This is a genomic window from Brevibacterium sp. 239c (assembly GCF_900169365.1).
In the GTDB taxonomy this organism is placed as follows: domain Bacteria; phylum Actinomycetota; class Actinomycetes; order Actinomycetales; family Brevibacteriaceae; genus Brevibacterium.
Window position 1 is genome coordinate 221280 of sequence record NZ_FXZH01000002.1, and the last position, 22940, is coordinate 244219.

General features: G+C 63.5%; 19 protein-coding genes and 1 pseudogene. 17 read left to right on the forward strand and 3 right to left on the reverse strand.

The genetic code is table 11. The annotated features are described in order from the left end of the window. Positions 1-134 precede the first annotated feature (134 nt). The 14 genes from BSP239C_RS02830 (at position 135) to BSP239C_RS02895 (ending at position 16967) form a co-directional block, all read left to right on the forward strand. Positions 135-1433, forward strand: coding sequence for an SRPBCC family protein (locus tag BSP239C_RS02830; RefSeq protein ID WP_374701012.1), 1299 nt, complete (start codon positions 135-137; stop codon positions 1431-1433). Then, complete coding sequence (locus BSP239C_RS02835) at positions 1430-2950, forward strand: flavin reductase family protein (protein ID WP_101570096.1); 1521 nt, start codon at positions 1430-1432, stop codon at positions 2948-2950. The genes BSP239C_RS02830 and BSP239C_RS02835 overlap by 4 nt, the downstream gene beginning before the upstream one ends. Before the next feature lie 132 nt (positions 2951-3082). Continuing rightward, the gene (locus BSP239C_RS02840) at positions 3083-5626 is read left to right on the forward strand and encodes an FAD-dependent oxidoreductase (RefSeq protein WP_101570097.1); all 2544 of its coding nucleotides are present in this window, start codon (positions 3083-3085) and stop codon (positions 5624-5626) included. Positions 5627-5840: 214 nt separating this feature from the next. Next, complete coding sequence (locus BSP239C_RS02845) at positions 5841-6269, forward strand: putative immunity protein (protein ID WP_101570098.1); 429 nt, start codon at positions 5841-5843, stop codon at positions 6267-6269. 182 nt (positions 6270-6451) lie between these two features. Continuing rightward, entirely contained in the window at positions 6452-7615 is a 1164-nt protein-coding gene (locus BSP239C_RS02850; protein WP_101570099.1) for a thiolase domain-containing protein, read from the forward strand. After that, complete coding sequence (locus tag BSP239C_RS02855; protein WP_101570100.1) at positions 7615-9354, forward strand: AMP-binding protein; 1740 nt, start codon at positions 7615-7617, stop codon at positions 9352-9354. The genes BSP239C_RS02850 and BSP239C_RS02855 overlap by 1 nt, the downstream gene beginning before the upstream one ends. Then, positions 9351-10220: an SDR family NAD(P)-dependent oxidoreductase gene (locus tag BSP239C_RS02860; RefSeq protein ID WP_101570101.1), complete on the forward strand. Its 870-nt coding sequence runs from the start codon at positions 9351-9353 to the stop codon at positions 10218-10220. Before BSP239C_RS02855 ends, BSP239C_RS02860 begins: the two co-directional genes overlap by 4 nt. An 81-nt stretch (positions 10221-10301) precedes the next feature. Continuing rightward, entirely contained in the window at positions 10302-11354 is a 1053-nt protein-coding gene (locus BSP239C_RS02865) for a DctP family TRAP transporter solute-binding subunit (protein WP_226830786.1), read from the forward strand. 1 nt (position 11355) lies between these two features. Then, positions 11356-11946, forward strand: coding sequence for a TRAP transporter small permease (locus BSP239C_RS02870; protein WP_257930048.1), 591 nt, complete (start codon positions 11356-11358; stop codon positions 11944-11946). Further along, positions 11943-13520, forward strand: a complete 1578-nt coding sequence (locus BSP239C_RS02875) for a TRAP transporter large permease (protein WP_101570103.1) — start codon at positions 11943-11945, stop codon at positions 13518-13520. The genes BSP239C_RS02870 and BSP239C_RS02875 overlap by 4 nt, the downstream gene beginning before the upstream one ends. 48 nt (positions 13521-13568) lie before the next feature. Continuing rightward, positions 13569-14336 (forward strand): SDR family NAD(P)-dependent oxidoreductase, encoded by a 768-nt coding sequence (locus BSP239C_RS02880; RefSeq protein ID WP_101570104.1) that lies wholly within the window; start codon positions 13569-13571, stop codon positions 14334-14336. After that, a complete protein-coding gene (locus tag BSP239C_RS02885) occupies positions 14333-15121 on the forward strand; it encodes an MOSC domain-containing protein (RefSeq protein WP_101570105.1) in 789 nt (262 codons plus the stop codon). The genes BSP239C_RS02880 and BSP239C_RS02885 overlap by 4 nt, the downstream gene beginning before the upstream one ends. A 206-nt stretch (positions 15122-15327) precedes the next feature. Further along, positions 15328-16503 carry a Cmx/CmrA family chloramphenicol efflux MFS transporter gene (locus tag BSP239C_RS02890; RefSeq protein WP_101570106.1) on the forward strand — a complete coding sequence of 392 codons (1176 nt, stop codon included), beginning with the start codon at positions 15328-15330 and terminating at the stop codon, positions 16501-16503. Then, positions 16500-16967 (forward strand): acetyltransferase, encoded by a 468-nt coding sequence (locus tag BSP239C_RS02895; RefSeq protein WP_101570107.1) that lies wholly within the window; start codon positions 16500-16502, stop codon positions 16965-16967. The genes BSP239C_RS02890 and BSP239C_RS02895 overlap by 4 nt, the downstream gene beginning before the upstream one ends. Before the next feature lie 110 nt (positions 16968-17077). Here BSP239C_RS02895 and BSP239C_RS02900 read toward each other — a convergent pair whose 3' ends face one another. The 3 genes from BSP239C_RS02900 to BSP239C_RS02910 form a co-directional block, all read right to left on the reverse strand. After that, on the reverse strand, positions 17078-17968 hold the full coding sequence (locus BSP239C_RS02900) for a PCC domain-containing protein (protein WP_101570108.1): 891 nt from the start codon (positions 17966-17968) through the stop codon (positions 17078-17080). Further along, entirely contained in the window at positions 17965-18858 is an 894-nt protein-coding gene (locus BSP239C_RS02905) for an IclR family transcriptional regulator (protein ID WP_101570109.1), read from the reverse strand. Before BSP239C_RS02905 ends, BSP239C_RS02900 begins: the two co-directional genes overlap by 4 nt. 89 nt (positions 18859-18947) lie before the next feature. Further along, positions 18948-19856 (reverse strand): LysR family transcriptional regulator, encoded by a 909-nt coding sequence (locus tag BSP239C_RS02910; protein WP_101570110.1) that lies wholly within the window; start codon positions 19854-19856, stop codon positions 18948-18950. Positions 19857-19970: 114 nt separating this feature from the next. On the opposite strand from BSP239C_RS02910, the gene BSP239C_RS20905 reads away from it, so the two are divergent. The 3 genes and pseudogenes from BSP239C_RS20905 to BSP239C_RS02920 all read left to right on the forward strand — a co-directional run bounded on the left by BSP239C_RS20905 (position 19971) and on the right by BSP239C_RS02920 (position 22843). Next, positions 19971-20351 (forward strand): hypothetical protein, encoded by a 381-nt coding sequence (locus BSP239C_RS20905; RefSeq protein ID WP_219618832.1) that lies wholly within the window; start codon positions 19971-19973, stop codon positions 20349-20351. A gap of 12 nt (positions 20352-20363) precedes the next feature. Continuing rightward, positions 20364-21548, forward strand: a pseudogene (locus BSP239C_RS02915) (M20/M25/M40 family metallo-hydrolase); the annotation flags it as partial. After that, a complete protein-coding gene (locus tag BSP239C_RS02920) occupies positions 21545-22843 on the forward strand; it encodes an MFS transporter (RefSeq protein WP_101570111.1) in 1299 nt (432 codons plus the stop codon). The pseudogene BSP239C_RS02915 and the gene BSP239C_RS02920, both read left to right, overlap by 4 nt. Positions 22844-22940 lie beyond the last annotated feature (97 nt).

Genomic DNA, 22940 nt, shown 5'->3' on the forward strand with positions numbered 1-22940 from the left:
ATCTCCCGCTTTTCCTGCAGTGTTCAGATCGCTAGTGTCGTTTGTGACAGCACGGATCGAGGCACTGTGCTCCGAGCAGGGAGCCGAAGCCGACGCGCTGTGCAGCACAGCAGCAGACATCAAGGGAGATGGAATTGACCGCAGTGAATCTGGCGCCGACGAAGAAGGGATTCCCTGCTGGCTTCAGCGCAGAGAGACTCGATGAGCTCCGCCGACTGCTCGACACGCGACGCACCGGATTCTCTCTCGAGGCTCCTTTCTACACCGACGACCATCTCTTCAATCTCGATATGCAGGCCATCTTCGGGCAGAACTGGATCTTCGCCTGCAGCGTCGCCGAGATCCCAGAGCCCGGGGACTACGTCACCCTCGACTATGGTCCGTACTCGCTCCTTGTCCTGCGCACCGACGACGGGGGCGTCAACGTCCTCCACAACGTGTGCCGCCACCGCGGGGCCCGCGTTCTCACCGAGGCGGCCGGCACCACGAGCAACCTGGTCTGCGGATACCACTCGTGGACCTATTCACCCGACGGGCACCTCATCCACGCCTCGGCGCCGGGTGAGATGGAATTCGACAAGGCCTGCTATTCGCTCAAACGAGCCCACGGGAAGATCGCTGCTGGCCTCGTCTTCCTGTGCCTGGCCGATGAACCCCCAGCTGATTTCGATGACACCGCAGCGATCTTCGCCCCCTATGTCGCCCCGCACGAACTCGCGAAGACGAAGGTGGCCTATCAGCAGAACATCATCGAGGAAGCCAACTGGAAACTCGTGATGGAGAACAACCGCGAGTGCTACCACTGTGATGGGCACCCGGAACTGGCCTGCGCCCTGTTCCCGACCTGGGGGCTGACCGACGACACGATCCCACCGCACCTCGAGGACGTCTGGGACCGCAACCAGCAGGCACAGGCCTCGCTGGAATACCGGTGCCGCCGCTACGGACTGCCCTACGAGGTCGTCGAAGAACTCGACACCCGCATCGCCGGTATCCGGATCTCGCGCGAATCTCTCGACGGGCAGGGGGAGTCATTCTCAGCCCACGGGCGACGGTTGGTGAAGAAGCTCCTCGGCGATCTTCCCGATTTTCGTTTGGGTCGCTGCTCCATGCACCTGCAGCCCAACAGCTGGTTCCACCTCCTCGGCGATCATGTCGTGACGTTCACGGTGCTTCCGATCAATGCTCACCAGACTCAGGTGCGGACCACGTGGCTCGTCGCCGACGATGCGGTTGAAGGCGTCGACTACGACCTCGAGACGCTGACGCACACGTGGAAGCAGACGAACCTGCAGGACAAGGACTTCGTCGAACTCTGCCAACGTGGTGCGAGTAGCCCGTTCTACGAGCAGGGTCCCTATATGAAGAGCGAATATCAGGTCGAGGCCTTCATCAATTGGTACGTGCAGCGGATGCGGGAGCACGTGGGATGAAGCGCATCGACGACCCGATGATTCCGTTGGCGCAGCGGGTCCGGGGCCTCGAGATGCCGTGGAACCGGGTCCTCTCGTCCACCACCGGGCCCGCCGGTGCCGCCACGGCTTTGGGCCCGTGGCACCCCCAGGAATTCTCCGCCGAGTGTGTGGAGACCATCCCCGAGGCGGGCGACATGATGGTCTTCGTGTTCCGCCGGATGGACGGTGCCCCACTGGCATTTCGGTCCGGTCAGTACATCAACATCGACTTCCCCGTGCATGGTTCGGACGCCGAGCCGGTGTCTCGCAGCTACTCGATCTCGAGTGCGCCGACGGAACCGTGGACGTTCTCCATCACGATCAAACGCGACCCGAAGGGGCTCGTCTCGACCTGGGCGCATGAGTCTCTGCGGGTCGGCGCCGTCCTGGAGATGCTGGGTCCGGTGGGCGCCTTCCATCTCGCCGACTATGATCGGCGAGCCCGGTACCTGCTGCTTGCGGCCGGAGCAGGGATCACCCCGCTCATGTCGATGGTGCGCACGATCCATTCCCTTCCAGGTCAGGCCGACGTCGTCCTGCTCTATCACGGCTCCGCACCGGATCGCTTCGCGTTTGCCGAAGAGCTGGACTTCCTGGCCCGCGCCGATTTCCGGATTGAGGTCATCTACACCCTGGGGGACCGGGCACAGGGGGACCGGACGCTGGCAGACGAGTCGGCCGGCGCCGGAAGCGTCTGGGTCGGGAAGACCGGCCGCCTCTCGACCGCGCTCCTCGAAGAGGTCGTCCCTGATGCCAATGGGCGGCAGGTGTTCGCCTGTGGTCCCGAGGGCTATCTCAACACGGCGACGCAGTGTCTGCGCGAGGTCGGCGTGGACGACACCTCGGTGTTCATGGAGTTCTTTTCCGGAGACCGTGCGACCAGACGCGAATACGCCGAGGAGGTCGCCCTGGCTGGGGAGATCGCCGAAGAGATCGCGTCATCGACCGAGGAGTACTACGAACAGCAGCCGGCTGCGCTGGAGATGTACGAACCGGAGTACACCGCCGACGGGCCCGTCGAAACCACCGGGGATCCGGTGGAGGCTGTCGACGCCCTGGCCGAGGTTCCCTTCGAGCCCGAGGTTGAGGTGGTCGTGGCGGACGCCGAAGCGGTTGCGACGGTCGAGACCGACCCGGGCACAGCCTCGGCGGGGGACGTTATGAGCGCAGATGTCGAGTCAGATGACGAAACCACGGTCGTCGACCCGGCGACCTTCGCTACTGTCGGCGAAGGGGAGCACACGATGGCGTTCGTGCGCAGCGAGCTCAACGTTCGCGTCGCCTCGGACGAATTCGTCCTCGACGCTGCCAGGGCCGCGGGTGTGAAGATCGGGGCGAACTGCCAGGAAGGCATGTGCGGTTCGTGCAAGGTCGTCAAGCTCGACGGTGACGTCGACATGAACCACCAGGGCGGCATCCGCGCACGAGAGATCGAGGCCGGGAAGTTCCTGCCCTGCTGTTCGACCGCGTTGAGCGACCTGATCATCGACGCCTGATCCGAGGGGGCACCTGCTCTGAGGGTGACCTGATCCGAGGGGGAGGGGTCGCCGCCCGCTCCGACCGCACCATTCGCCAGCACAGCCTTTCGCACCAACCCAGATTTTCCCTGCACCACAAAGGAGTACACAGTGCCGATTTCCTCACCCCGAGTCGTCATCATCGGAGCCGGCATCGTCGGAGCTAACCTCGCGGACGAACTCGCCCAGCTGGGCTGGACAAACACCCTCGTCCTCGAACAGGGCCCGCTGAACATCCCCGGCGGCTCGACTTCGCATGCACCGGGTCTCGTCTTCTCCTCCAACGGCTCGAAGTCGATGACCGAGTTCGCCCAGTACACGATCGAGAAGCTGACCTCCCTGACCGGTCCCGATGGTCGCGGATCATTCCTACCCGTCGGCGGTCTGGAGATCGCCACCCAGGAAGATCGGCTCCAAGACCTGCACCGCCGTGCCGGATGGAACCGATCCTGGGGCGTCGACGCCGAGGTGGTCGATGCGAAGGAATGCCTTCGTCTGTTCCCGTTGCTCAACCCGGACAAGGTCCTCGGCGGTCTGGTGACCCCCGGCGACGGGTTGGCGCTCGCCGCCCGCGGAACCCAGCTGGTCATGGATCGAGCCCGGGCCGCCGGTGTCGAATTCCGCGACCGCACCGCTGTCACCGGCATCGAACAGTCCGGGGGTAAGGTCACCGCAGTGCTCGCAGGAGAGGACCGGTTTCCGGCCGATGTCGTCGTCTCCTGTGCCGGATTCTGGGGCCCGAACATCGGAGAGATGGTCGGAACCACGATCCCGCTGCTGCCGCTGGGCCACCAGTTCGCCTGGACCACCGAAGTACCCAGCCTGGCCGGGAAGAACGAACAGCCCGCAGGAGCCTCGGCGCCCATCCTGCGCTACCAGGACAAGGACCTCTACTACCGTGAATGGGGAGACCGGATCGGCATCGGCTCCTACGCCCACCGGCCGATGCCCGTCGACCTCGACACCTTGCGGACCTACTCACCCGATGAGATCACCGACGAGGTCATGCCCTCGAGCCTGGACTTCACCCCGGAGGACTTCGCCCGTGAATGGGAGGCCACGCAGGAGCTGCTGCCCGAACTGCGCCAGACCGAAGTCCAGCGCGGCTTCAACGGCATCTTCTCTTTCACCCCCGACGGCGGATCACTCGTGGGACAGTCCCGAGAGGTCGACGGATTCTTCGTCGCCGAGGCGGTCTGGGTCACCCACGGTGCCGGCATCGCGAAGGCCGTCGCCGAACTCATCTCGCTCGGGCGTTCGAACACGGACCTGTCCGGCATCGACCTCAACCGCTTCGAGGACGCACTGACAACGCTCGAATATGTCAGCGAAACCTCGCAGCAGAACTTCGTCGAGATCTACGACGTCATCCACCCCCTGCAGCCACGCGTCTCACCCCGGGATCTGCGGCTGAGCCCATTCAACGAGCAGCAGAAGGCACTCGGCGCATTCTTCCTCGAGACGAATGGGTGGGAACGTCCTCACTGGTACGAAGCCAATTCGTCTTTGCTCGAGGAGCTGCCCGAGGAGTGGAAGGCGCCTGAGCGTGAGGGCTGGGCGGACATGTTCCATTCGCCGATCGCGGCCGTCGAAGCGTGGAAGACGCGGACGAATGTCGCCATGTATGACATGACTGCGCTGAAGCGTTTCGAGGTCAAAGGGCCGGGTGCCGGCGAACTGCTGCACGGACTGACCACCTCGTCGATGCTGCGCAAACCCGGGGCAGTCAGCTACACCCTTCTGCTCGATGATGAGGGCGGCATCACCAGCGACATCACTGTCGCGATCCTCGACGAGCAGACCTATCAGGTGGGGGCGAACTCGAACATCGACTTCGCCTACATCACCCGCGCGGCCAGGGAACAGTCGGCGGCGGATCCGGCGAAGTGGGCCACCGTTCGTGAAACGACGCAGGGAACGTGCTGCATCGGCCTGTGGGGTCCGCTGGCGCGGGAAGTCATCGGCCGGGTCAGCAACGACGACCTCAGCAACGATGGACTCAAATACTTCCGTACCAAGCAGATCACCATCGGCGGCATCCCCGTCACAGCGATGCGCCTGTCCTACGTCGGCGAGCTCGGTTGGGAGCTCTACACCTCGGCGGATCTGGGGCATCGACTCTGGGATGTGCTGTGGGAGGCAGGTCGCGAGTTCGGGCTCATCGCCGGCGGTCGCGAGGCCTTCAATTCGATGCGTCTGGAGAAGGGCTTCCGCTCCTTCGGCTCGGATATGACCAGCGAGCACGAGCCCGTGCAGGCGGGGCTCGGCTTCGCGGTCAAGGCTTCGAAGACCGATGACTTCCGGGGCAAAGCTGCGCTGGCGGACCGGGCCGCAGCTGCGACTCAGAAGCTGACGTGCCTGACGCTCGACCGTCGGGAAGACGTCGTGCTCGGCAGCGAACCCGTGTATGTGAAAGGGGGCGCTGGAGCCGGGGTTGGTGCTGAGGGCGAGGCGAACGGAGCGGGCAAGGCTGACGGCTATGTCACCTCGGCGTCCTATGGGTACTCGATCGGGCAGACCATCGCCTACGCCTGGCTGCCGAACACCATGAGCGTCGGAGACGGCGTCGAGATCGAGTACCTGGGTCGTCGGCTTCCGGCGACGGTCACCGCGGAGCCGATCTTCGACCCGGAGATGACACGGCTCAAGGGGTGAGGGGCTTACGGCCGAGCTGCTGAAGGGTGAAGCGCATAGAGATTCGGACCTCATCGACTGAGCGGTCGGGGTGGGTTGCGCGCTGCCGCTACTCCGCTGTCATCGAAACTCCGCCGTCGCGTCGAGACCATTAGGCACGCATACGTGCCTTGGCGCTCCTGCGGTGTCGCGACTGGGCGGTTGCACCTCCATCCGCTGTTGAGACAATCGAGTGATGAAGCCGGATACCTCTGACCCGACACTGCCCGAACGTGACCGACAGGAATTGATCAGATGGACGGTGGCATGCGCCGAGAGGCTGTTGCCAGTGTTCTCTGCTGCTCGCCCGGACGATCCGCGACCGGGGGAAGCACTCGACGGCGCAGTGCAGTTCGCAGATGGACAACTGGCGGTCGGGAAAATGCGAAAACTCGCATTCGGCTGCCATGCGGCCGCGCGGGAGGCGTCTGAGGATGCGAGTACTGCCGTTGCACGAGCCTGCGGTCAAGCTGTGGCAGTTGCACATATGGCCGGTCATAGCCGCGAATTGGCGCGCTATACGAAGAAGGCGCTCGCCGGAACCGAGCTGGCACGTGAACTCGAGTGGCAGAGAGCCCACGTGCCTGAGCGGTTTCGAGAATATGTGTATTCCAACCTTGAGTGATGACGGCCGATGACAGGTTGATGACTGCTGGTGACCGATGAGACACACGGGATCGACAACTGGTGCCACTCCTTGTTCCATATGGTGGATTCGTGTTGACCAATAACTGGGACTGACGAAAGTATGACAGCAGGAGTTACTGTCGACTGCCCCACCTCGGTGGCGGACCCGAAGGAGTGTCCATGTCCAAGCCTGCGATCATCGGCTGGTCCCACGGAAAGTTTGGGCGCTCCGAATTACCGCTTCCCGAGATGATGGGCGACGTCGCACGGGGTGCCATTGCCGATGCGGGACTCGAGCCATCCGACATCGACGTCATCCACGTCGGGGTCTACAACAACGGTCTGTCCAAGCAGGGATTCGAAGCCGCACTTCCCGGCGTCGTCTTCCCCGAACTCGCACTGACTCCAGCCCATCGGCATGAGAATGCTTGTGCCACAGGCTCCACCGCGGTCTTCGCCGCTCATGACTCCATCGCCGCAGGCAGGCACAAGACCGCCCTGGTCATCGGAGCCGAACGCATGACACAGGCCTCGGGCCATGAGGTCAACGAGGTCCTGCTCAGTGCCAGTTACCGGGAAGAGGAAGAGCACTTCAAATCCTTCGCCGGCGTTTTCGGAGAGATCGCCCGCCGGTACTTCGACCGCTACGGTGACCACTCGGAAACCCTGGCCAAGATCGCCACGAAGAATCACGCCAACGGCTCCCACAATCCGTTGGCCCACATGCAGAAGGACCTCGGCTACGAGTTCTGCAACATGGTCTCGGAGAAGAACCCCTACGTCGCAGAACCCCTGCGCCGCACTGACTGCTCGTTGGTCTCCGACGGGGCCGTTGCTCTGGTCATGGCCGCCGAGGATGTTGCGGTCTCGGCTCCACAGGCCGTGACCTGGCGTGGCATGGGCAGCGCCAACGACGTCATGCCCCTGTCCCAGCGCGATCCTCTGGCGATGGCCGGCGCCCGCCACGCCATGTACCAGGCCCTCGACGTAGCCGGAATCGGGATCTTTGATCTCGACCTGCTTGAGACCCACGACTGCTTCACCATCGCCGAACTCCTCGAATACGAGGCCTTCGGTCTCGCCGAACCAGGTCAGGGCCACCGGCTCCTCGAAGACGGGACCACTGCCGTCGGCGGCAGACTCCCGGTCAACCCCTCCGGCGGGCTCAAAGCCAAGGGCCACCCCATCGGTGCCACCGGAGTCTCCATGCATGCGCTCGCAGCAGCCCAGCTCACGGGCCGCTCACCAGGCATCCAGATCAAAGATCCGCAACTGGCCGGAATCTTCAACATGGGCGGAGCCGCCGTATCCAACTTCGCCTCGATCCTCGAGCGCACACGCTGATGCGCGCCATCTCCCAGACCTCACCGGCCAAGGACTTCACACCCACACCTCGCCGCGGCGTCAACGTCTCCCGCTTCCTCACCCAGACAGCACGGCGGATCCCGGACCACACCGCCGTCATCGACGACGATCACTCGGTGCGCTGGACCTGGAGCGAACTCGATGCCCGAGCCGAGGCACTCGCCCGCACCCTCCAAGCCAGTGGTGTGGGCAGGCGGGACAGTGTCCTCCTCGTTTCGGCCAATCACGCCGAGGTGGTCCAGTCCTTCTGGGGCATCATCCGTGCCGGAGCCGTCATCGCCCCACCGAACGCCGCACTGTCGACCGAAGAGCTGCTGAGCATCAGCGCCGATGTCATCCCCGCCGCGATCGTCGTCGACCGCGCCCATGCCGACTTCGTCGAAACACTGAAACAGACAGGCTTCACTGGCGCCGTTCTGTGGATAGGTGAGCTGCCAGATGGATCACCCTCATCGAGCGGACCAGTTAGCGGCGATGGCGCAGGCTATAAAGGGTCCTCTCGACGCGAAGTGGTCCGCTCGACGGAAGCGGCAGATGGCGCCGAGGATGGCATTGGGGACTTCGCGGTCGAAGAGGACGACCCCTGCTGGTACTTCTTCACCTCCGGATCGACGGGCAAACCGAAGGCGGCCACGTTCACGCACCGCCACCTCGGCGCCGTGCTTATGAATCATCGTTGCGATCTCTTTCCCAACGAGACCGAAGACGGAGCTTCGTTGGTGCTCGCCCCGCTCTCGCACGGGGCGGGGATTCACATGCTCGCGCAGGTCTTCGGCGGTACGCCCTCGGTCATCCACCCTGGTGGCAAGGCTGATCCGAGCACCCTGTGGGAGTCGATCGACGGCTATGAAATCACCAACGCCTTCACCGTCCCGACCATTCTCAACCGCATCGTCGCCGGCTACCCGGTTGATCGCGGGCCCGCCGACCACAGTCTCAATCGAGTCATCTACGCAGGTGCCCCGATGCTCGCAGCCGACCAGTCTCGTGCCCTCGACAGGCTCGGGGCCTGCCTCGTGCAGTACTTCGGCCTCGCCGAGGTGACGGGTGCGATCACTGTCCTGCGACCGGAAGAGCATGGACAGATTTCGGTCGACTCCGCTGGCATCGGCACCTGTGGCAGAGCCCGCACCGGTGTCGACATCGTCATCCTCGACGAGTCAGGCACCGAGCTGCCAGATGGAGAGCAGGGCGAGGTCTGCGTGGGCGGGCCCACCGTCTACGCCGGCTACCTGGGGCGCGCCGACGCCAATGCCGAGGCCTTCGCCCACGGTGTCTTCCACACCGGCGACGTCGGCTACCTCGACGAGTCGGGCTTCCTGTTCCTCACCGGACGAAAGTCCGATATGTACATCTCAGGTGGGTCAAACGTGTACCCGCGTGAGATCGAGGAGCTTCTTCTCACCGACGCCGAGGTGGCCCAGGCGGTTGTCGTGGGCGTGCCCGATGCGCAGTGGGGAGAGATCGGAATCGCGATCATCGAACCAGCGTCGAGTGGCGCGGCGAATGCCAGCGACGGCTCAAGCACTGACCCAGGTGCGAGCGCCGGAACTGACCCGAGCGAGCGACTGCGTGCGCTGTGCAAGTCCACGCTGGCGGCGTATAAGGTGCCCAAGGAGATCCATTTCGTCGCGGCGATGCCCGTCACCGCCTACGGGAAGCTGGCTCGTAAGGAACTCAAAGCCGAATACTCACAAGGGCGGGGGAGCGCACGATGAACGATCTCAAGGACAAGGTCGTCATGGCCATCGGCTGCGGCACGCCGGACGGGCAGGTCAACAATGGGTTCGCTGCAGCGAAGGCGTTCCTCGCTGCGGGTGCGAAAGTGTGCATCGTCGACCGCGACCGGGCGGCCCTCAACCACGCACGGGCGGCCCTCGGGGAGTCCAGCGCCTCGGGTGACGGGGCCAGTTCACCGGACCACCTCGGTGAGGCCGAGTCCCCTGGTGACACGGACTCCCATATGACCACGGTCGTCGCCGACGTCGGCGACGAGGACTCCTTGTCCGCGGCCTTCGACCACTGTGCAAGCAGCCTCGGCGAACCCACGGTGTTGCATTACAACGTCGGCATAGTCGTCAACGGCGGACTCGATACCTTGGAAACGGCTGCCTTCACCAAGGCCCTCGGCATCAACCTCACCGGAGCCTTCGCCGCGATGAAGCAGGCACTGCCCTATATGCGCAGGGCCGGAGGCGGATCGATCATCACGGTCTCCTCGGTGGGCGGAATGCGCTACATGGGCTACGACTACCCCGCCTATGCCGCATCGAAGGCGGGACTCATCGAACTCACGAAGGTCGTCGGCGCCCAATACGCAGCTGAGGGCATCCGCGCGAACTCGATCGCTCCGGGACTTATCGAGACGCCGCTCATCCACAACTCGATCAGCGGCCATTACGATTCGGTCGAGGACATGCTCGCCGCTCGACACGCACTGTCCCCAACGGGGCGGATGGGCCAGCCAGAGGACATTGCGAAGCTTGCTGTGTTCCTCGCCTCGGAGGATTCGAGCTATATCAACTCCACACTCATCCCCGTCGACGGCGGACTCGTCCACTTCGCGGGCACCCCGAAGACCTGATCAGATCCCGGGCCTGAACAGACCTAGACAACCAGCCGTGACGAAGCAGTTGCGACGATGAAGACAGACAGGAACAACTCAATGATGGAGGCAAGGGTGCCGACAACACCGACGAAGAGGACCATGCTCGCCTGGTTCGCTGTGCTGGTGACGCTCGTGCTGCTGGTCAGCGGGTGCGGAACGAACTTCGGCACGACCGACGACGGGAAGCAGAAGTACCGGTGGAAGATGACGGTCACGACCGGTTCCACGAGCACCTGGTACATCGCGGCCGAGAAGTTCGCGAAGGACCTCGAAGAGGAGACGAACGGCCGCATCACCCTGAAGGTCTTCGGCAACGAACGTCTCTCCGCCGGTGAGGCCACAGCTGGCGTCGAACAGCTCATGGACGGGGCGAAGGACTTCTCCTACAACTCGCCGATCATCTACTCGGCCGTCGACCCCCGCTTCGGCACCGTCACCGCACCTTTCATCTTCGACACCGTCGAAGACGGACAGAAAGCGCTGGAGGGCAAGGGCGGAGACGTCTACTCCGACTACCTGTCCGAACACGGCGTTCACCTCCTGGGTTTCGGCGAATCGGGAATGCGTCAGCTCACCAACACACACCATCCGATCCACACCCCGGATGACCTGCACGGACTCAAATTTCGCATCCCAGGCTTCGGTCTCTACACCGACCTCTACCGCGCACTGGGCTCCAACCCGACGACCATGCCCTTCGGCGAGGTGTTCACCGCGCTGCAGCAGGGTGCCATCGACGGTCAGGAGAACCCGATCGACGTGATCTACTCCTCGAATCTGCAGGAGGTCCAGCCCTACCTGACACTGTGGAACTACTCCTACGACCCGCTGATCTTAGGCGTCAACGAGAAGCTCTTCGACTCCCTCGACGGCGAGGACCAGGAGCTTGTGAGCCGGCTGGCCGATGACACCAACAAGTTCCAGATCAAGAAGAACCGTGATGGCGAACAGAAGCTGATCAAGGAACTCAAGGACGGCGGCATGGAAGTCAACGAACTCACCGACTCCGAGAAGGACGAGTTCCGCACCACCCTGGAGCCGCTGTACGCGCAATACCGCAAGATCTGGGGCAAGGACATGTCCGAAGCGTTCATTCCGGAAGGACTCTGAGATGAAAATCGTCAAATGGTTCGAAGACTGGGTCGTCATCGCCTCGTTCATGGTGATCGTGCTCGTCACCTTCGTCAACGTAGTCTCCCGCTACACCTTCCAAGCATCCCTGGCCTTCAGTGAGGAGATCACGATCAACCTCCTCGTCGTGCTCACGATGATGGGAGCGGTCGTGGGCATCCGCCTCGGCGCGCACCTGGGTTTCACCTACCTGGTGGAGAACGCGAAGCCGAAGATCCGCAGATCCCTCATCATCATCGGCGCGGCACTGATGATCGTCTTCCTCGCCGTCCTCCTCATCTGGGGCTCCGAGATGATGGTCCACCAGGCCATCCGCGGCCGCGCGACCCCATCGCTGGGCATTCCACAGTGGCTGTTCACACTGTCCATCCCGATGGCCGGGCTGCTAGGCATCGTCCGCACCTTGCAGGCCGCGCGGGTGTCCTTGCACGAGGACACCTCTGCCGAGGCGGTTGCTGAGCGTCTGGCTCAGGAAGCCGCACCTGTCATCGACGATGCAGAGCTGCTGAGCAGGTCGGTACACAAGGCTGACGCCAATCACACCACTGACTCTCAGGGAGGCCGCAAATGATCACGCTGCTGCTGTTCGGAAGCTTCTTCCTGTTCCTTGCCCTGGGTATCCCGGTGGCGTTCGCCCTCGGCCTGTCTGCCGTCACCGTGCTCATCACCACCGACGGACTCCAGGTACTGGACGTGGTGCCCTCGGTGATGTTCCCGTCGATGAGTTCGGGCACGCTGCTGGCGATCCCGTTCTTCGTCCTCGCCGGCATCGTCATGCAGTACACCGGCATCTCCCAGCGCCTCGTCGACCTCGCGTTCTTGGTCTTCGGCCGCTTCAGCCACGGGCTGGCCGCGGTGACGATCATCTCCGCGTTCTTCTTCTCTGCGATCTCCGGATCCGGACCGGCCACGGTGGCCGCGATCGGTGCGATTCTCATCCCCGCACTGATCCGCAACGGATACCAGAAGAAGCACGCGGTCTCCCTCGTCGCGGCCTCCGGCTCGATGGGCATCGTCGTCCCACCCTCGATCGCGTTCATCATCTTCGCCGTCGTCGCCTCCGAGTTCGGGTCGATCTCGATCACGCGTCTGTTCATCGCCGGCATCGTGCCCGGCGTGATCATGGCTCTGGCCTTCTTCATCGCCGCGCTCTTCGTCCCCCGTGTTCGTGAGCTCGCGGGCCTGCCCGTGAAATCGGGCAAGGGGCTGCTGGCTGCAGGCCGTGAGCCCGCAACCACCACCGGCGCCGAGGCAGCCGTGTCCTCGGACTCGACTGCATCGTCGACGCCGGCGTCGGCCTTGGCGGCAGGAACCGACGGCAATGGTGCGACGAAGACTCGTCTGCTGAAAGCCGACAAGGCTGGAACGTCCGTCTCCACGAGCGGCCCGGCCACCTCGGCGGACATTGGTGTGACGACCGGGTCCGGAAACGGAACCGGGGGTGTGACCGGCCCGAGCGCTCCCGCAGAAGGCAGCTTCGCTGAATTCCTCGCGGCCCTGGTCAAGGCCATCCCCGGTCTGCTCATCCCGGTCATCATCCTCGGCGGCATCTACGGTGGCATCTTCACTCCTACTGAGGCGGGTGCTGTGGCTTCGGTGTTTGCCCTGTTGGTCGGTGTCTTCGTCTACCGCGAACTCAAGCTGCCGGACCTGCCGAAGGTGTTCCTGGAGTCGGGAGTCTCGACGGCTGTCATCATGTTCATCGTCGGTGTGGCCAGCCTCTTCTCCTATGTCATCACGGTCGAAGGCATTGCCGATACGGTGTCGAGCGCGGTGCTGGGGGTCACGGACAACAAGTTCGTCATCCTCGCGGTGATCACGATCATCCTGCTCATCGTCGGCGCCTTCGTCGACGCGATCAGCGCGTTCTACCTGTTCATCCCGATCCTCGTGCCCATTCTGCTCGAAGTCGGTGTGGACATGACGACGATCGGTGTGTTCATGACCGTCAACCTCGCCATCGGCCTGTTCACTCCGCCCGTGGGGCTCAACCTCTACGTCGGAGCCGGTATCGGCAAGGTCAGACTCGAGGAAGTGGTGCGCGGCATCATGCCATTCCTCATCTGCGCAATCATCGCCCTGCTCTTCATCACCTACGTCCCGGCGATCTCGAACTGGCTGCCCGACCTCCTCGGCGTCGGCTAGGACTCCGGTCCCGGCAACTGCCTGTCGTTCACTACTTGAAGGAAAACCATGGAACCCTATCTGCTGAGCAACAAATCGGCCCTGGTCACAGGGGCCGCCCAGGGTATCGGCTTGGCCATCGCGACATCTTTGGCCCAGCGTGGAGCGTCTGTCGGAATTGTTGACATTAAGGGTGCCGAGGCGGCCGCGGACAGTCTGTCTGGGCAGTTTCCCGAGCAGACGTTCACCGGTTTCGAACTCGACGTCCGCGACGCCGAGGCGGTCACCGCTGCCGTCGGATCTTTCGTCGGAGTTTCCGGCGGGATCGACATGCTCGTCAACAATGCGGGCACGGCGGCCCGGATCGGGATCGACGAGATCACAGCCGAGCAGTGGCAGCGTGACCTGGACACCAACCTCGGCGGGACCTTCAACTTCATCAAGGCCGCCGTGCACCCGCACATGATCAACGCCGGCGCAGGGTCGATCGTCAACATCTCCTCGATCTCGGGAATCAACGGCGGTGCCATGTCCGATGGTGAGGCAGGTGCCCGGTCCGGGCCAGCCTATGCGGCGAGCAAGGGCGGCATCATTGCGCTGACGAAGTGGGTGGCTAAGGAGTACGGGCGGCAGGGAATCCGCTGCAACTCGGTGGCTCCGGGCCCCGTGGAATCCGCTCTCACCGCGGGTCAGGACTACGACACTTCGAACCAGGCCCTGGATCGTATGGGCACACCCGGTGAGATCGCCGAGGCGGTCGCCTATCTCGCCAGCGATGGTGCGGCATTCACCACCGGTCAGATCCTGCGCATCGACGGTGGGGCCGTGATGTCGTGAGCACTTCCGGTTCACCTTCGCCATCAGCTTCGCTCCCGGACGACGCTTTTGATGTTCGCTCCATCGGATTCACACCGATCAAGGGGACTCGGCACCAGTCGCAGTCGGGCGCCGAGTTCGATGAGCACGGGCCTGTGGGCGACCGGCGCTACTGCCTCGTCGACGCCCGGAATCAACAGGTGCTGCGGACGGTGCAGAACCCGTCGCTGGTCGCGGTCCTCGCGACGCTTTACGGTGCTGAACTCGAGGTCAGGCTGCCCGATGGGCGGTCGGTCTGCGCCGTAGCAGAGGTATCAGGTGAGAGGTTGACCTGCTATTACTGGGGTAGGCCGGTCGCAGCGGAGCTGATCAAGGGACCACACGATGAGCTGCTCTCATCCTGGCTGGGCAAGCCCGTGCGGCTGGCGCAGGTCCCGCGGGGAGACGTCGTCTACGGGGATCCGATTGCGATCGTGGGTACGGCCTCCATCCGTGACCTCGGCGAGCGACTCCGTCATCCGGGCCTGCTTGCCGAAGCCGCGAGGTTTCGGGCGACTGTCCTTGTCGAGACCGATACTCCTTATATAGAGGAGACTTGGTCCGGACACGAGATTTCATTGGGTGTCGGGATGCGTGTGCGGATCGGTGAGGCGATTCCACGATGCGCGGTCATCGACCTCGATCCCCTCACTGGTGTGCGTGGCCCGCGGGTGCTGAAGACTTTGGCCGAATATCGTGCCGACAATGACAAGGGCGAGCCGTTCTTCGGTGTCTTCGCGCAGGTTGTGAGTGCGTCGCAGAGCTGAGCGCGCTGCTCGGCAGTTGGTGCCTGTAGAGTTTGAGACATGTCGAGTCCTGAATCAGACAAGTCAGGGGCTGTCGGTCACACTGCCAGCCCCTTGAACCACTAGTTACGACGCCCACAATCTCTGTGGGCGCGCGTCCGGCGTACCCAGGGCTGACCGTAGTGACGAGAAGAACCAATTCTTGATCTCTCACTTCGGAGTATTCGATGCCTTTTGCTCTCTACATGCTTGCCTTGGCGGTTTTCGTCATGGGCACTTCAGAATTCATGCTGGTGGGACTGCTTCCCGCCATTGCGACCGAAATTGACGTCTCGGTCGGCGCTGCGGGCCTGCTGACCTCGGCCTTCGCAGTCGGAATGGTCATCGGTGCGCCAGTCATGGCAGCGTTTGCTCGCCGTTGGCCGCCGCGGTTCACTTTGGTGATCTGTCTCCTTGTGTTCGCGGGAGGCCACGTCATAGGAGCGATGACTTCCGTCTTCTCTCTACTCCTGATCACCCGGGCACTCAGCGCTCTTGCCAATGCCGGCTTCCTGGCCGTAGCACTGAGTACGGCCACCACTCTCGTGCCTGCGAACCGGAAGGGGCGGGCACTGTCGATCCTTCTTGCCGGCACAACGATCGCGACCGTCGCCGGTGTTCCCGCCGGTTCTCTGCTCGGCACGGCGCTGGGCTGGCGAACGACATTCTGGGCGATCGCCATTCTCTGCCTTCCGGCGGTCTTCGGAGTCATTCGAGGCACCGGGAACTCTGCCGATCAGACAGAATCCAGCTCGCCTTCGCCAAGCCTGCGTGCGGAGCTTGGTCAGTTGGCCGAGCCGCGACTCATTCTGGCAATGGTGCTTGGAGCACTGATCAATGGAGGGACATTTGCGGTCTTCACGTTCCTCGCACCGGTCGTGACCGAGACCGCGGGTCTGGCCGAAGTTTGGGTGTCTATAGCGCTGGTGCTGTTCGGCATCGGATCATTTCTAGGCGTCGCGACTGCTGGGCGCCTGTCCGATCAACGACCTGGTCTTGTGTTTGCAGTCGGTGGACCGCTGCTGCTGACGGGGTGGATCGTGTTGACCGTGCTCGCATCGCATCCAGTTGCGCTTCTCGTCCTTGTCCTGGCTCAGGGTTTCCTGTCATTCGGTGTTGGCAGCACCCTGATCACTCGTGTGCTGTATGCAGCATCAAGAGCGCCCACGATGAGTGGTTCGTACGCGACAGCAGCATTGAATATCGGAGCTGCTGCGGGGCCCGTCCTCGGCGCGTTCGGGCTTGCGAGCGGGTTGGGGTTGCTGGCTCCGGTGTGGGTCGCCTCGGCGCTGACAGCGCTTGCTCTTGTCGTCATGCTTCTTTCCGGACGCACTCTCGCTTCACCTGTCACAATGGGGGAATGAGCGAGCAGTCATACCCTGGTGAGGTTGAACTCAGAATTCGTTCCTGCCGGGGGCCAGCAGACTATCCGCCGCTCGTAGCAATCTGGCGAAGCGCGGTGAACGCCACCCACGATTTCCTTTCCGAGGGGGACCGAAGAGAGATCGAATCCAAGTTGGAGACCGACTACTTCCCCTCCGTTTCACTCTCCATCGCAGAGCTAGACGGTCGTCCAGCGGGATTCTCCGGAGTCTTCGACGGACAGTTGGAAATGCTGTTTATCGACGCGCGACAACGCGGCAGTGGCATTGGTGCAAAACTTCTGAACCACGCGATCAAGGAACACGGCATCAAGAGTGTCGACGTCAACGAACAGAATGTCCAAGCTGTGGAGTTCTATACTCATCGCGGATTCCACGTGGCAGGCCGTAGCGAAACCGACGATGCGGGACGCCCCTACCCGCTGCTGCATTTGCAGCTGGCCTAAATCGTGAGGCCCCGAGCGGAACTGTCACTCGCTCTTTTTCGAGACGGGCCGATCGCGTGAAACGTAGATAAGTCTCGCCGATCGACAGTCGAAAGGTTCAGCAACAAACCCTACATCTGTCGGACGAAGAGCTCGAAGGTCACCGCCACCGGATTCGCCCCGGCAGCGAGAACTCCGGAATGCACGTCTCCGGCGACATCGACGACTTCAGCCGTGAGTCTCACCTGGGGGTCTTCGCCCAGAGCGTCGTCGACCGTACCCGTCAGATGTGTGAACTCCACCGCCGGCCACGGTGCTGTACTCGCGGTGAACACGGCTCCGGTGGTGCTGCCGAGACTGGCCCGCACCTCGGCGGCGTCGAAGCCGGCGTTACGGCAGATGGACACAATCGCGTCGTCGATGAGCTCCCCTGGGCGCACGCGGGAGATGACGGCGTTGCCTGGAGCCGATTCCGGGGTGGGGGAGCGCACCGCCTTCGGCGCGAACGCGAAGAACCCCGTCTCCGGATCCGCCTCACTGAGCTGTTGCGCATCGGTGAGGGCGAAGACACGGATCCGCAAACCCCTAGGCCCGATGAGCGTGCCGGGCAGCAGATGACCGCCCTTGGCTTGGCCCTCCTCGGTGGTCCATGAGGCGTGGATATGGGTGAACGGAGCGCCGTCCTTCGTCCCCACCGTCGCCGAGGCATGTTGCAGCGCAGCGGGTCCCTCATAGTCGAATTCAGAAGTGAAGGACATGGGGTGCTCGGCATCGGGGCCATAGGCCGGATAGACGAAATTGATCCGACCGAACTCTCCGCCGACGAACTCCACCATCAGCCCCGAGACACTGAGTGATTCGAGGAAGCCGGTCACGGATTCGAAGAGGTCATCGCCCTCCGCGAGCTCAACGAGATGCTCACTGTGGCGGGTCGGCACCGAGATGATCCGAGGGCTCTGCCGGGGTCCGGCATGGATGACGATGTCACCAGGCTCGCCGAGGTGAAAGTCAGGTTTCGTCACGACTGGTCCTCCGTGCTGGCTACGGCATCGGCGATCTGCTGAGCTTCATGCTGGAGCAGGCCGGCAAGCTCGTACACGCGTGTCCCGGTCATCCGTTCCTGGATGCTGGCGACCGAGAGTGACGCTCGCGGTTTTCTGCCCTTGATCCGCACCGGCACGCCGATCGCCCATGAGCCCTGGGCGAACAGGCCCGGGTTGTGGACGAAGCCGTCATGGCGACCACGACGGATCATCTCCTTGAGCCCGGACACAGAGATTTCGGGGTAACGGTCCGCGAATATTCGCGTGTTGGCGTCGAAGGTGGCGTCCACCTCGGCGTCGGTGAATTGGGTCATGATGGCAAGACTTCCGGCGCCGATACCCAGCGGGTGACGATCACCCACAGCTAGGGCGTTGTTGAAGATCGGGCCGAAGCCATCTTCGCGGCGGGCACAGATCGAGTAGCTGCCGGTGCGCAGCGTGAGGAAGGCGGTGTCCTGGGTGAGCTCGGCGAGCCTGAGCAGACTCGACTCGGATTCCTCCAGAGCGGGGTCGGCGGTCTTCTGCGCCAGCTGTCCCATGATCTGGGACTGCACGCCGAGGCGGTAGCCGCCGTCTTCGCAGCGCTCGACGTATCCCATGGCGATGAGGGCGTTGAGCATGCGATGCACGCTGGCTTTCGGTCGGCCGCTGATGGCCACGATCTCACTCAGGGGTGCGCCATCGGGGTTCTCGCTGCTGATGATTCCGACGAGTCCCAGTAGGGACAGGGCACGCTGAATGCTCTGGGCGCCGGTGCCCGGACCCAGATCGTCCACGACGTGTGCGACGTTGAAAGAGGCGGACCGGCGCATGATCCGCCCGCGCATCTTCATCCGGTCGAGATCGTGTGTCTGCGCTTCATTGCCCATGCTTCGATTATCGGTTGTCGCCGGTCAGGGGCAGAAGGCGGATCCATGATGTGGACCGGAGAAGGGTCAGTCGGTTCCCGTGCGGCGAACTACCTCGGGGCTAGCTGCCTGCGCAGGGCTTGGATCATCAGGTCCAGACCGTCTGATTCTCGCTGCGGATCGGCGGCCAGGATCTGGATGAAGCGGGCGTCGAGGCCGGGGTCGTCGAGTTCCACGGCAGTGCACCCCGCCTCGGCGAGGTTGGGCGGGATGGTCCGCTCGGCCATCATTGCGATCATCTTCGTTCCCGTGACGGCTCTCATCGTGAGCACTGGGCAGGTGGCTTCGATCGTCGGTGAGAACACCTGTCCCTGAGCGCGAACGGCCTGCTCGATCCTCATCCGAGCGGTGTTGCCGGCGGACAGTGTGGCGATCGGGTAGTCGGCCAGGTCGCGGATGCGCAGACTGGACCGGCGGGCGAGCGGGTGCTTCTTGTCGAGGACCGCGAAGTTCCGGGCCTGAATCTGATCGATCTGCCTGACGCCGGGTATCGCGTCAGTGTGCTGGTCGGACACGGAGAAGTTCACACACAGATCCGCCTCCCTGTTCTTCAGCACCTGCAGAGCCCCGAGCGAGCCGCGGTCGATGACCGAGACCTGCACCTGATCGGTGGTGGTCATGACCTGATTGATGGCATCGGCGACAACGGTCTGACCCAGACCTGTGCTGGTGACGATGGTGATGGTCTCCACCGCTTGGGAATAGGTGCCGAACGAATCGGTGAGCAGCTCCGATTCGGCCACCATCCGCCGTGCGAAGTCGGCGACCGCCAGACCCGGACCGGTGGGAACCACGCCGGTCACCGAGCGTTCGAAGAGCGTCGTCCCGTAATGGTCTTCGAGTGATTTGATCTGACGGCTGGCGGTCGAATGAGAGACGAACAGTGCTCGCGCAGCGAGGTGGATCGAACCGTATTCGACCAGCGCCAGGAGAGTATTGAGGCTGCGCATATCGGTCATTCCGTCATTTTAAGCACGGTTGTGCATAACATGCACGCTTGCCGTGCGGAATTCGCACCAGCTCCCGGACCGATCCGTCTTTTCATCCGAACCAGACTCAGCCAGTCTGCAATCATGACCTCAGAACACAGCACCGACCGCGCCGAGGCGGCACCGAACCAACCAGGATCATCCAACGCATGCACCGTGGATCGTGCGACCGTCACCCGACTGGCCGGAGACGTCGTTCGCAGCGAGGCCTTCTTCGAACTGTTGGCCGCTCGAGTCGCCCGCCGCACCGAAAGCCAGGCGACCGGCAACGGCGCAGCCGCACAGGCCTACCTCGCCGAGGAGATCGTCCCGGAGCTCGCGGAACTGGGCTTCGACACGACGATCCATGACAATCCCGAATCCGATGAACACCCGCTGCTCATCGCCTCACGCCTCGAAGATCCCACCCTGCCCACCGTCCTCCTCTACGGACACGGCGACGTGCAGTTCGCCCACGATTCGTAATGGGCGCAAGGCCTCGACCCATGGGTGCTCACCCGCGACGGCGACCGACTCTACGGGCGAGGCAGCGCCGACAACAAAGGTCAGCACACCGTGAATTCCCTGGCGCTCACAACCGTTCTCGAATCACTTGACACCAGCGCCGGTGGGGACATTGGGCCTGGCGCTGGTGCGTTGGGCTATAACGTGAAGATCCTCATGGAGACCGCCGAGGAAGCCGGGTCTCTGGGTCTCAAGGCCTTCGCCGCCGCTCACCGGGCCGAGCTCGACGCCGACCTCTTCCTCGCCTCCGATGGTCCCCGGATCGCCGCCGAATACCCGACCCTCTTCCTCGGCTCGCGTGGGGCCCTGAACTTCAGGCTCATCGTCCATGACCGTGACGGCGACCATCACTCCGGCAACTGGGGCGGGAAGCTGCGCAACTCCGCCACCGTCCTCGCCGCCGCGATCAACTCCCTCGTCGATGGCAGCGGAGTCATCCGGATCCCCGCACTGCGCCCCGAAGATCCACCAGTCTCGGTGCTCGAGGCGGTTGCGAAACTGCCCGAAGTGGTCGAAGACGGATCACCCGAAGTCGACTCGGACTGGGGGGAGCCCGGACTCACCTCGGCGGAGAAGGTCTTCGCGTTCAACGTCATCGAAGTACTCGCACTCAAAGCGGGGAATCCGGACCAGGTGGTCAACGCGATCCCCGGCGCAGCAGAGGCCCATCTGCAGCTGCGCTTCGTCGTCGGCACCGACATCGACGACTTCGAGACGACGGTGCGCACGCACCTGGAGAGCCAGGGAATCCACGGTGTCGAGGTCATCGCCGAGCACTGCATGCCGGCCACCCGACTCGACCCGAATGCCCGTGTCGTCGCGGCGGCCGCGGAGTCGATCAGGGCAACGACCGGGCTTGAGGCCGCGATCGAACCGAACCTGGGCGGAACCATCCCCAACGATGTCTTCGCCGAGGTGCTCGGCCTGCCCACCGTGTGGGTGCCCCATTCCTACCCCGGCTGCAATCAGCACGCCCCCGACGAACACGCCCTGACCTCGATCCTTGAGCAGGGTGCCGAAATCATGGCCGGCATGTTCTGGGACATGCGAGCCAGGCCCGATGACTGGTTCACCTCGAAAGAGACGAGGCCCGGTGCGTCGCAAGAGATGCTGGGCGAAGCAACGGTGACCACAGAGAGCACGGGAGCCGCGCAATGAGCGAGCACGCGGTATCCGGGACAGCCGCCTCGGCCACTCAGCCTGTGCGACCGTGGAAAGTGATTGCCGCAGCCTCGATCGGGAATGCACTGGAATGGTATGACATCTCGATCTACGCCTACTTCTCGGTCTACATCTCCGTCGCCTTCTTCCCCGCCGAGAGACACTCTGTCTCGATCATGTTGGCACTGGGCACCTTCGCCCTGTCCTTCTTCATCCGTCCCGTCGGGGCAATCGTGCTCGGCAGCTTTGCCGACCGCAAGGGCCGCAAACCGGCGCTGACGCTGACGATCTGGCTCATGTTCCTGGGCACGCTGATGATCGTCATCATGCCTCCGGCTCACGTCATCGGCCTGGCTGCCCCGCTGCTCATCCTGCTGGCCCGCCTGATCCAGGGGTTCGCAGCAGGAGGGGAGTTCGGATCAGCGACTTCGCTCATGGTCGAGCACCTGCCCAACCGGAAGGGGTTTGCCGCCAGCTGGCAGTTCACCTCGCAGGCCATGTCGACCGTGCTGGCCTCCATCATCGGCGTGAGCCTGACGACTGGACTGAGCCAGGAACAGCTCGAGACCTGGGGCTTCCGACTGCCCTTCATCGTGGGCCTGCTGGTCGGACCTGTCGGCCTCTACATCCGCCGTCATGTCCCCGAATCCCCGGAATTCACGGCTGCAGCGGCCGAGGTGCCGGAGAAGTCGGCGGCGATCGGCGGGATTCTGCGCCATCACAAGCTGGCCGTGGTCTTGGCCATCGGGGCCATCGCCGTCTCGACCTGCCTCAACTACTTCATCACCTACGTTCCCACCTACGCCATGGACAACCTGGGTATGACCTCCTCGGCAGGATTCTGGGCGACCCTGGTCTCCGGGATCGTCCTGCTCCTCTTCACTCCGGTGGCCGGGCACTTCTGCGACAAGGTCGGACGGCTGACGTTCATGATTCCGGCCGCCCTGGCTGTGATGGTGCTGACCTGGGTGCTCTTCACCTGGGTGGTCGCGGCCAATGCGCTGAGCGTGCTCATCGTGGTCGTCGCCATCTTCTCGCTGTTCAAGGCCGCCTACTACGGACCACTGGCAAGCGTCATGGGCGACATCTTCCCGACCGAGGTCCGCGGCACGGGGCTCTCTCTGGGCTACAACGTCGGGGTCGCGATCTTCGGTGGGCTGACACCACTGGTCGCCGCATGGCTGATCGGCGTCACCGGTGATGCCAAGGCTCCCGCCTACTGGGTGCTGCTGGCCGGTGCGCTCAGCGTGGCCGCGATCCTCGTGGTGTGGAAGAAGCTCGGCGTGCGCTGATTCCACGCCGGCGGGGAGGTGCGGTTCGTCGAAAAACGGGATTGCACGTCGAGACACTGATGCGCACATGCGTGTCTTGACGTGCATCCCGTGTTTC

Excerpts from the sequence above, each read along its gene's own strand:
- BSP239C_RS02835 (WP_101570096.1), top strand. The coding sequence starts at position 1,430 with ATGAAGCGCATCGACGACCCGATGATTCCGTTGGCGCAGCGGGTCCGG.
- BSP239C_RS02845 (WP_101570098.1), top strand. The coding sequence starts at position 5,841 with ATGAAGCCGGATACCTCTGACCCGACACTGCCCGAACGTGACCGACAG.
- BSP239C_RS02850 (WP_101570099.1), top strand. The coding sequence starts at position 6,452 with ATGTCCAAGCCTGCGATCATCGGCTGGTCCCACGGAAAGTTTGGGCGC.
- BSP239C_RS02855 (WP_101570100.1), top strand. The coding sequence starts at position 7,615 with ATGCGCGCCATCTCCCAGACCTCACCGGCCAAGGACTTCACACCCACA.
- BSP239C_RS02860 (WP_101570101.1), top strand. The coding sequence starts at position 9,351 with ATGAACGATCTCAAGGACAAGGTCGTCATGGCCATCGGCTGCGGCACG.
- BSP239C_RS02865 (WP_226830786.1), top strand. The coding sequence starts at position 10,302 with ATGATGGAGGCAAGGGTGCCGACAACACCGACGAAGAGGACCATGCTC.
- BSP239C_RS02870 (WP_257930048.1), top strand. The coding sequence starts at position 11,356 with ATGAAAATCGTCAAATGGTTCGAAGACTGGGTCGTCATCGCCTCGTTC.
- BSP239C_RS02875 (WP_101570103.1), top strand. The coding sequence starts at position 11,943 with ATGATCACGCTGCTGCTGTTCGGAAGCTTCTTCCTGTTCCTTGCCCTG.
- BSP239C_RS02880 (WP_101570104.1), top strand. The coding sequence starts at position 13,569 with ATGGAACCCTATCTGCTGAGCAACAAATCGGCCCTGGTCACAGGGGCC.
- BSP239C_RS02890 (WP_101570106.1), top strand. The coding sequence starts at position 15,328 with ATGCCTTTTGCTCTCTACATGCTTGCCTTGGCGGTTTTCGTCATGGGC.
- BSP239C_RS02895 (WP_101570107.1), top strand. The coding sequence starts at position 16,500 with ATGAGCGAGCAGTCATACCCTGGTGAGGTTGAACTCAGAATTCGTTCC.
- BSP239C_RS02905 (WP_101570109.1), bottom strand. The coding sequence starts at position 18,858 with ATGGGCAATGAAGCGCAGACACACGATCTCGACCGGATGAAGATGCGC.
- BSP239C_RS02910 (WP_101570110.1), bottom strand. The coding sequence starts at position 19,856 with ATGACCGATATGCGCAGCCTCAATACTCTCCTGGCGCTGGTCGAATAC.
- BSP239C_RS20905 (WP_219618832.1), top strand. The coding sequence starts at position 19,971 with ATGACCTCAGAACACAGCACCGACCGCGCCGAGGCGGCACCGAACCAA.
- BSP239C_RS02920 (WP_101570111.1), top strand. The coding sequence starts at position 21,545 with ATGAGCGAGCACGCGGTATCCGGGACAGCCGCCTCGGCCACTCAGCCT.